6 protein-coding genes are annotated in these 6,383 nt (G+C 71.0%); 2 read left to right on the top strand and 4 right to left on the bottom strand.

Translation table 11 applies throughout. The features are described 5' to 3' along the window. Positions 1 to 247: 247 nt before the first annotated feature. Entirely contained in the window at positions 248 to 838 is a 591-nt protein-coding gene (locus B0E54_RS14145; RefSeq protein WP_234583904.1) for a DUF4190 domain-containing protein, read from the bottom strand. Positions 839 to 1,045: 207 nt separating this feature from the next. Between B0E54_RS14145 and purN the strand changes: the two genes are divergently transcribed. Beyond that, positions 1,046 to 1,666, top strand: a complete 621-nt coding sequence (gene purN, locus B0E54_RS14140) for a phosphoribosylglycinamide formyltransferase (RefSeq protein WP_234583903.1) — start codon at positions 1,046 to 1,048, stop codon at positions 1,664 to 1,666. After that, complete coding sequence (gene purH, locus B0E54_RS14135; RefSeq protein ID WP_234583902.1) at positions 1,663 to 3,234, top strand: bifunctional phosphoribosylaminoimidazolecarboxamide formyltransferase/IMP cyclohydrolase; 1,572 nt, start codon at positions 1,663 to 1,665, stop codon at positions 3,232 to 3,234. Before purN ends, purH begins: the two co-directional genes overlap by 4 nt. Positions 3,235 to 3,327: 93 nt before the next feature. Here purH and B0E54_RS14130 read toward each other — a convergent pair whose 3' ends face one another. Genes B0E54_RS14130 through B0E54_RS14120 form a run of 3 tightly spaced genes read right to left on the bottom strand, consistent with a single transcriptional unit; the run spans position 3,328 to position 6,350 of the window. Next, positions 3,328 to 4,365, bottom strand: a complete 1,038-nt coding sequence (locus B0E54_RS14130) for an ABC transporter ATP-binding protein (RefSeq protein ID WP_234583901.1) — start codon at positions 4,363 to 4,365, stop codon at positions 3,328 to 3,330. Further along, positions 4,349 to 5,386, bottom strand: a complete 1,038-nt coding sequence (locus B0E54_RS14125; RefSeq protein ID WP_234583899.1) for an ABC transporter ATP-binding protein — start codon at positions 5,384 to 5,386, stop codon at positions 4,349 to 4,351. Before B0E54_RS14125 ends, B0E54_RS14130 begins: the two co-directional genes overlap by 17 nt. A gap of 7 nt (positions 5,387 to 5,393) precedes the next feature. Beyond that, positions 5,394 to 6,350: an ABC transporter permease gene (locus B0E54_RS14120; RefSeq protein ID WP_234583898.1), complete on the bottom strand. Its 957-nt coding sequence runs from the start codon at positions 6,348 to 6,350 to the stop codon at positions 5,394 to 5,396. Positions 6,351 to 6,383: the final 33 nt, after the last annotated feature.

Here is a 6,383-nt window from a genome sequence, read left to right as displayed (position 1 = left end):
CTGCTCGGCGCGGCTGCCACCCGGGTGCTCGCCCGGAGCCCGCGCGCCGCTCAGACCCCGCCGGTGCGCCCCGGAGCCTGACCGTCCGCTGCCGCTGCCGCTGCCGCTGCCGCTGCCGCTGCCGCTGCCGACGCTCGGCACGGCCGATGCGGGGCACGGCCGACGGCTGGGACTACCCACGGGGTACGGAGACGGCGCGGGGCGCCCCGGACGGATCCGGAGCGCCCCGTCGGGAGCAGGGGTCTGCTCAGGGCTCGGTCGGCAGGTTGACGTTCGCCACGACGCTGATGATGAGCAGCAGGATGCCCAGGCCGACGCCGACCGCGCCGCAGATCAGGCCGGTCTTGGCCTGGCCGGCGTTGTTGGCCTGGCCCTGGGCGACCTTCTGCTTCGCGAGGTAACCGGTCACCACGCCCGCGATACCCACCGGGATGCCCAGGTAGAGGCAGCAGATCAGCGGGATCGACGCGATGCCGAGGATCATCGACACCAGGCCGAGGGTGTTGTTCTGGCCCTGCTGCTGGGGGTAACCGGCGTTCGGGTACGTCGGGGCGCCACCGTAGGGCTGCTGCTGGCCGTACGGGGCCTGCGGTGCGCCGTACGGGTCCTGCGGCTGCTGGCCGTACGGGGCGCCGGGCTGCTGACCGTACGGAGCCGCCGGCGGCTGGCCGTACGGCTGGCCCGAGGTGGGCTGACCGTAGGGCTGACCCGAGGTGGGCTGCTGGCCGTACGGGGCGGCCGGCGGCGGGGCGTACGGGTCGTGCGGCGGCTGGGGCGCGGTCGGATCCTGGTTGGGCTGCTGGCCGTACGGGTCCTGACCGGGGTTGCCGGGCTGCATTCGAGAAGCTCCTTGGACTGGTTCCGTCAGTTGCTGCTGTTGTTCCCATCCATGATCGCGGTCAGACGACCTCAGGCACAGCACAGCAGCGTGACGACATACCGCGCATTACCCCTGATACTGGTTCATTCCGCTCGGCGCGCACTGTCACAGATCGGCGAACCGCCCAACCGAGGGGCACCCTGACCTGCCCGATAGGGTGGCCCGGTGACCGAGCCCGCGTCCGCCGCCCGCATCGTCGTCCTCATCTCCGGCTCCGGGAGCAACCTTCAGGCCCTGCTGGACGCCGCCGCCGATCCCGCGTACGGCGCACAGGTCGTCGCCGTCGGCGCGGACCGCGACGGCATCGCGGGCCTGGAGCGCGCCGAGGCCGCGGGGGTGCCGACCTTCGTCGAGCGGGTCCGCGACCACGACAGCCGCCAGGACTGGGACCGCGCGCTCACCGCGCACGTCGCCAAGCACGAGCCCGACCTGGTCATCTCCGCCGGTTTCCTCAAGTTGGTCGGCCCGCACTTCCTCGCCGCCTTCGGTGACCGCTACCTGAACACCCACAACACCCTGCTGCCGGCGTTCCCCGGCATCCACGGCCCGCGCGACGCCCTCGCCTACGGCGTGAAGCTCACCGGGGCCACGCTCTTCTTCGTCGACGCGGGCATGGACACCGGGCCGATCGTGGCGCAGGTCGCGGTGCCGGTGCTCGACGACGACGACGTGGACGCGCTCACCGAGCGCATCAAGGAAGCCGAGCGGCGCCAGCTCGTCGAGCAGGTCGGCCGTCTGGTCCGCGAAGGTTGGACCATCACCGGAAGGAAGGTCACGGTTCCGTGAGTCCCACTCAGGACGGGCGTCGCCCGATTCGGCGGGCGCTGGTCAGCGTCTACGACAAGACCGGGTTGGTCGAGCTGGCCCAGGCCCTGCACGCGGCCGGTGTGGAGATCGTGTCCACCGGCAGCACGGCGGGCACCATCGCCGCCGCCGGGGTGCCGGTGACGCCGGTGGAGACGGTGACCGGGTTCCCCGAGGTGCTCGACGGCCGGGTGAAGACCCTGCACCCGAAGGTGCACGCCGGTCTCCTCGCCGACCTGCGCAAGGACACGCACGTCGCACAGCTCGACGAGCTGGGGGTGGCCGGGTTCGACCTGCTGGTCTCCAACCTCTACCCGTTCCAGGCGACGGTCGCCTCCGGAGCCGGTGTCGAGGAGTGCGTGGAGCAGATCGACATCGGTGGCCCGGCCATGGTGCGGGCTGCCGCCAAGAACCACGCCTCGGTCGCGGTGCTCACCGACCCGGCCGGCTATCCGGCGCTGTTCGGCGCGCTCGACGAGGGCGGGTTCACCCTGGCCCAGCGTCGCGCGCTGGCCGCCCGCGCGTACGCCGACATCGCCGAGTACGACGTGGCAGTCGCCCAGTGGTGTGCCCGGGAGCTGGCTCCGGCCGACGACTCCTGGCCGGCGTTCGCGGGGACGGCGCTGCGCAAGTCGACTGTGCTGCGCTACGGGGAGAACCCGCACCAGCCGGCCGCGCTCTACACCGACCCGGACGCCCCGGCGGGGCTGGCCCAGGCCGAGCAGTTGCACGGCAAGGAGATGTCGTACAACAACTACGTCGACGCGGACGCCGCCTGGCGGGCCGCCAACGACTTCGCCGACCAGCCGGCCGTGGCGATCATCAAGCACGCCAACCCGTGCGGTATCGCGGTGGGCGTGGACGTGGCCGAGGCGCACCGCCTGGCGCACGCCTGTGACCCGGTGTCGGCGTTCGGCGGCGTGATCGCTGTCAACCGGCCGGTCTCGGTCGAGCTGGCCCGGCAGGTCGCCGACATCTTCACCGAGGTGGTGGTCGCCCCCGGCTTCGACGAGGGCGCGGTCGAGGTGTTGCAGGGCAAGAAGAACATCCGGCTGCTTCGCGCGCCGGCCTGGAGCCCGGCGAAGCTCGAGTGGCGGCCGGTGACCGGTGGCGTGCTGTCCCAGGTCGCCGACCGGGTGGACGCTTCCGGTGACGACCCGGCCAACTGGCAGTTGGCGACCGGCGAGGCCGCCGACGAGGAGCTGCTGCGCGATCTCGCGTTCGCCTGGCGGGCGGTCCGCGCGGTGAAGAGCAACGCGATCCTGCTCGCCAAGGGCGGCGCCACCGTCGGTGTCGGCATGGGTCAGGTCAACCGGGTCGACTCGGCGCAGCTCGCGGTCCAGCGCGCCGGCGCCGACCGGGCGCGGGGCTCGGTGGCCGCCTCGGACGCGTTCTTCCCGTTCGCCGACGGCCCGCAGATCCTCATCGACGCAGGCGTCCGCGCCATCGTCCAGCCCGGTGGCTCGATCCGCGACGAAGAGGTCATCGAAGCGGCCAAGAAAGCCAACGTGACGATGTACCTAACGGGAACCCGCCACTTCTTCCACTGACCGCAAGACCCCGTCGATCATGAAGTTGTTGCCCTGACACGCCGATGTGCAGGGCAATAACTTCATGATCAACCACCCGGGCCGGGTGGGGGATCAGGCCGCCGGGGTTGCCGGGCGGAGTTCGGCGAAGTGGCAGGCGGAGGGGTGGGGGTCGGCCGCCCTGGGCACGGTCGCCGGGTCCTCTACCGCGCAGATGTCCTGGGCCTTCCAGCAGCGGGTGCGGAAGTGGCAGCCGCTCGGGGGGTCGGCCGGGCTGGGCACGTCGCCGACCAGCCGGATCATGTTGCGCTGGTCGCGTACCTCCGGGTCCGGCACCGGCACGGCCGAGAGCAGCGCCTGGGTGTACGGGTGGGTGGCGCGCTCGTAGATCTCGTCCTCGGTGCCGATCTCGACGATCCGACCGAGGTACATGACCGCCACCCGGTCGGCGATGTGCCGCACCACTGACAGGTCGTGCGCGATGAAGATGTACGACAGCCCGAACTCGTCCTGGAGCTGCTCCAGCAGGTTGATCACCTGGGCCTGGATGGAGACGTCCAGCGCGGAGACCGGTTCGTCGCAGACGATCACCTCGGGGCGCAGGGCGAGCGCGCGGGCGATGCCGATGCGCTGACGCTGACCGCCGGAGAACTGGTGCGGGTACCTGTTGATGTGCTCCGGGTTGAGCCCGACGACGTCCAGCAGTTCCTGGACCCGCTTGGCCTTGCTGCCCTTCGGCGCGGCGTCCCGGTGGATCTCGAACGGCTCACCGATGATGTCGCCGACAGTCATCCGCGGGTTCAGCGAGGTGTACGGGTCCTGCATGACCATCTGCATGTTGCGGCGCAGCCGGCGCAGCTCGCCACCGGAGGCCTTGAACAGGTCCCTGCCCTCCAGGGTGGCCCGCCCGGACGTGGGTGTCTCCAGCCGCATGAGCAGCCGGGCGAGGGTGGACTTGCCGCAGCCGGATTCGCCGACCACGCCCAGCGTCTCGCCCCGGCGCAGCTCGAAGCTCACGCCGTCGACGGCCTTGACCGCGCCGATCTGCCGCTGGAACAGCACACCCTGACTGATCGGGAAGTGCTTCACCAGGTTGTCGACGGAGAGGATGGTCTCGCCCCGGACCTTGGTGGAGCTAGCGGGCGCTGTCATCACGAACCTCCTGCGCGAAGTGGCAAGCGCTGGTCCGGCCGTCGCCGAGGACCAGGTCGTGCGGCACCACGTCCACGCAGACCTGCTGGACGTACGGGCACCGGGGGTGGAACGGGCAGCCGGAGGGGATGCGCATCAGGTTCGGTGGCAACCCCTTGATCGTCGACAGCTCCTGGCCGCGGACGTCCATCCGCGGAATCGACTCCAACAAACCCTTGGTGTACGGGTGTGCCGGCGCCTTGTAGAGGGCGCGGACGTCGGCGTGTTCGACGATCCGACCCGCGTACATGACCGCGATCCGGTCCGCGACGCCGGCGACCACACCCAGGTCGTGGGTGATCAGGATCATCGCCATGTTGAGGTCGCGGCGCAGGTCGGCCAGCAGGTCCATGATCTGGGCCTGCACGGTGACGTCGAGCGCGGTGGTGGGCTCGTCGGCGATCAGCACCTTCGGGTCCAGCGCCAGCGCCATGGCGATCATGACGCGTTGCCGCATGCCGCCGGAGAACTGGTGCGGGTAGTCGCCGATCCGCTTGGCGGCACCCGGGATCTTGACCAGGTCCATCAGCTCGACGGCCCGGCGGCGGGCGTCGCCCCGGGACATGCCGGAGCGCTGGCGCAGGGTCTCGCCGATCTGCCAGCCGACCGGGAAGACCGGGTTCAGCGCGGAGAGCGCGTCCTGGAAGATCATCGCGATCTCCTTGCCGCGGACCTGCCGGCGCTGCTCCTCGGATGCCGTGAGCAGGTCCTGACCCCGGTAGAGGATCTGGCCGGAGCGGACGAACGCGGGCGGGGTGTCCAGGATGCCCATGATCGCCTGCGCGGTGACCGACTTGCCCGAGCCGGATTCGCCGAGCACCGCGAGGGTCTCCCCGGCGTCCAGGTGGTACGACACGCCGTTGATGACCTGGGCCACGCCCTCGTTGGTCCGGAACTCGACGTGCAGGTCCTTCAGTTCCAGCAGGTGGCCGCCGTCAGGGGTGGCGGAGGCGGGCGTGGGTTCGACTGTTGCGTGGGTCATGAGGGTGTCACCGCAGCTTCGGGTCGAAGGCGTCACGGATCGCGTCGCCGAGCATGATGAACGCCAGCACGGTCAGCGCGAGGAAGGCCGACGGGACGATCAGCGGCGTCGCCGCCTCCCGCATGTGGATGCGGCCGGTGTCGATGTCCTGGCCCCACGAGATGGTCGGCGCCTTGAGGCCGATGCCCAGGAAGGAGAGCGTCGCCTCGGCGGCGATGAACGAGCCGAGCGCGATGGTCAGCACGACGATGGCCGGGGCCAGCGAGTTCGGCAGGATGTGCCGCCACATGATCCGGCCGTTGCCGGCGCCGAGCATCCGGGCCGCCGCCACGTAGTCCTGCTCCTTGGCCGTGATCACCGAGGAGCGCACCACCCGGGCGGCGGTGGTCCAGCCCAGGATGGCCAGCACGAAGATCACCGCGGCGATACGCGCGTTGTCGCTCTCGCTGGACACCCGCTTGAGCAGCACGATCGCGGCCAGCAGCAGCGGGATGCCGAGCACCACGTCGATCACCCGGGAGAGCACGGCGTCGACCCAGCGGCCGAAGTACCCGGCCAGCATGCCGATGACCAGCGCGATGATGCCGGTGCCGAGCGCGGCGAGCGCGCCGACCAGCAGCGAGGCCCGCGTGCCGTAGACCGCCCGGGAGTACGTGTCGCAGCCCTGGAAGTCGTACCCGAAGATGGCCCCGCCGGACGGCCCGGCGTGCTGTCGGGACAGCAGGCAGTCGTTCGGGCTGTTGGCGGTGAACACGCCGGGGGCCAGCGCCATCAGGGTGAAGATGACGACAAGCGCCAGCGAGATCCAGAAGATCGGGTTGCGGCGCAGGTCGCGCCACGCGTCTCCGGCCAGGCTGCGGGGCTTGTTCGGGGCCCCGACCTGGTTGGGCGTGCCCGGCTCGCCCGAGGGGCCACGTCGTGCGGCCTGGTTCTCGGTGGCCGCCACAGTCTCGAAGTCACTCATGCCGGCACCTCGCTGCGCTCACTCGTGCCGCCG

Source organism: Micromonospora sp. MH99 (genome assembly GCF_021442385.1).
In the GTDB taxonomy this organism is placed as follows: domain Bacteria; phylum Actinomycetota; class Actinomycetes; order Mycobacteriales; family Micromonosporaceae; genus Micromonospora.
The sequence above is the reverse complement of the archived record's forward strand: the minus strand, read 5'-3'. Positions and strand labels throughout refer to the sequence as shown.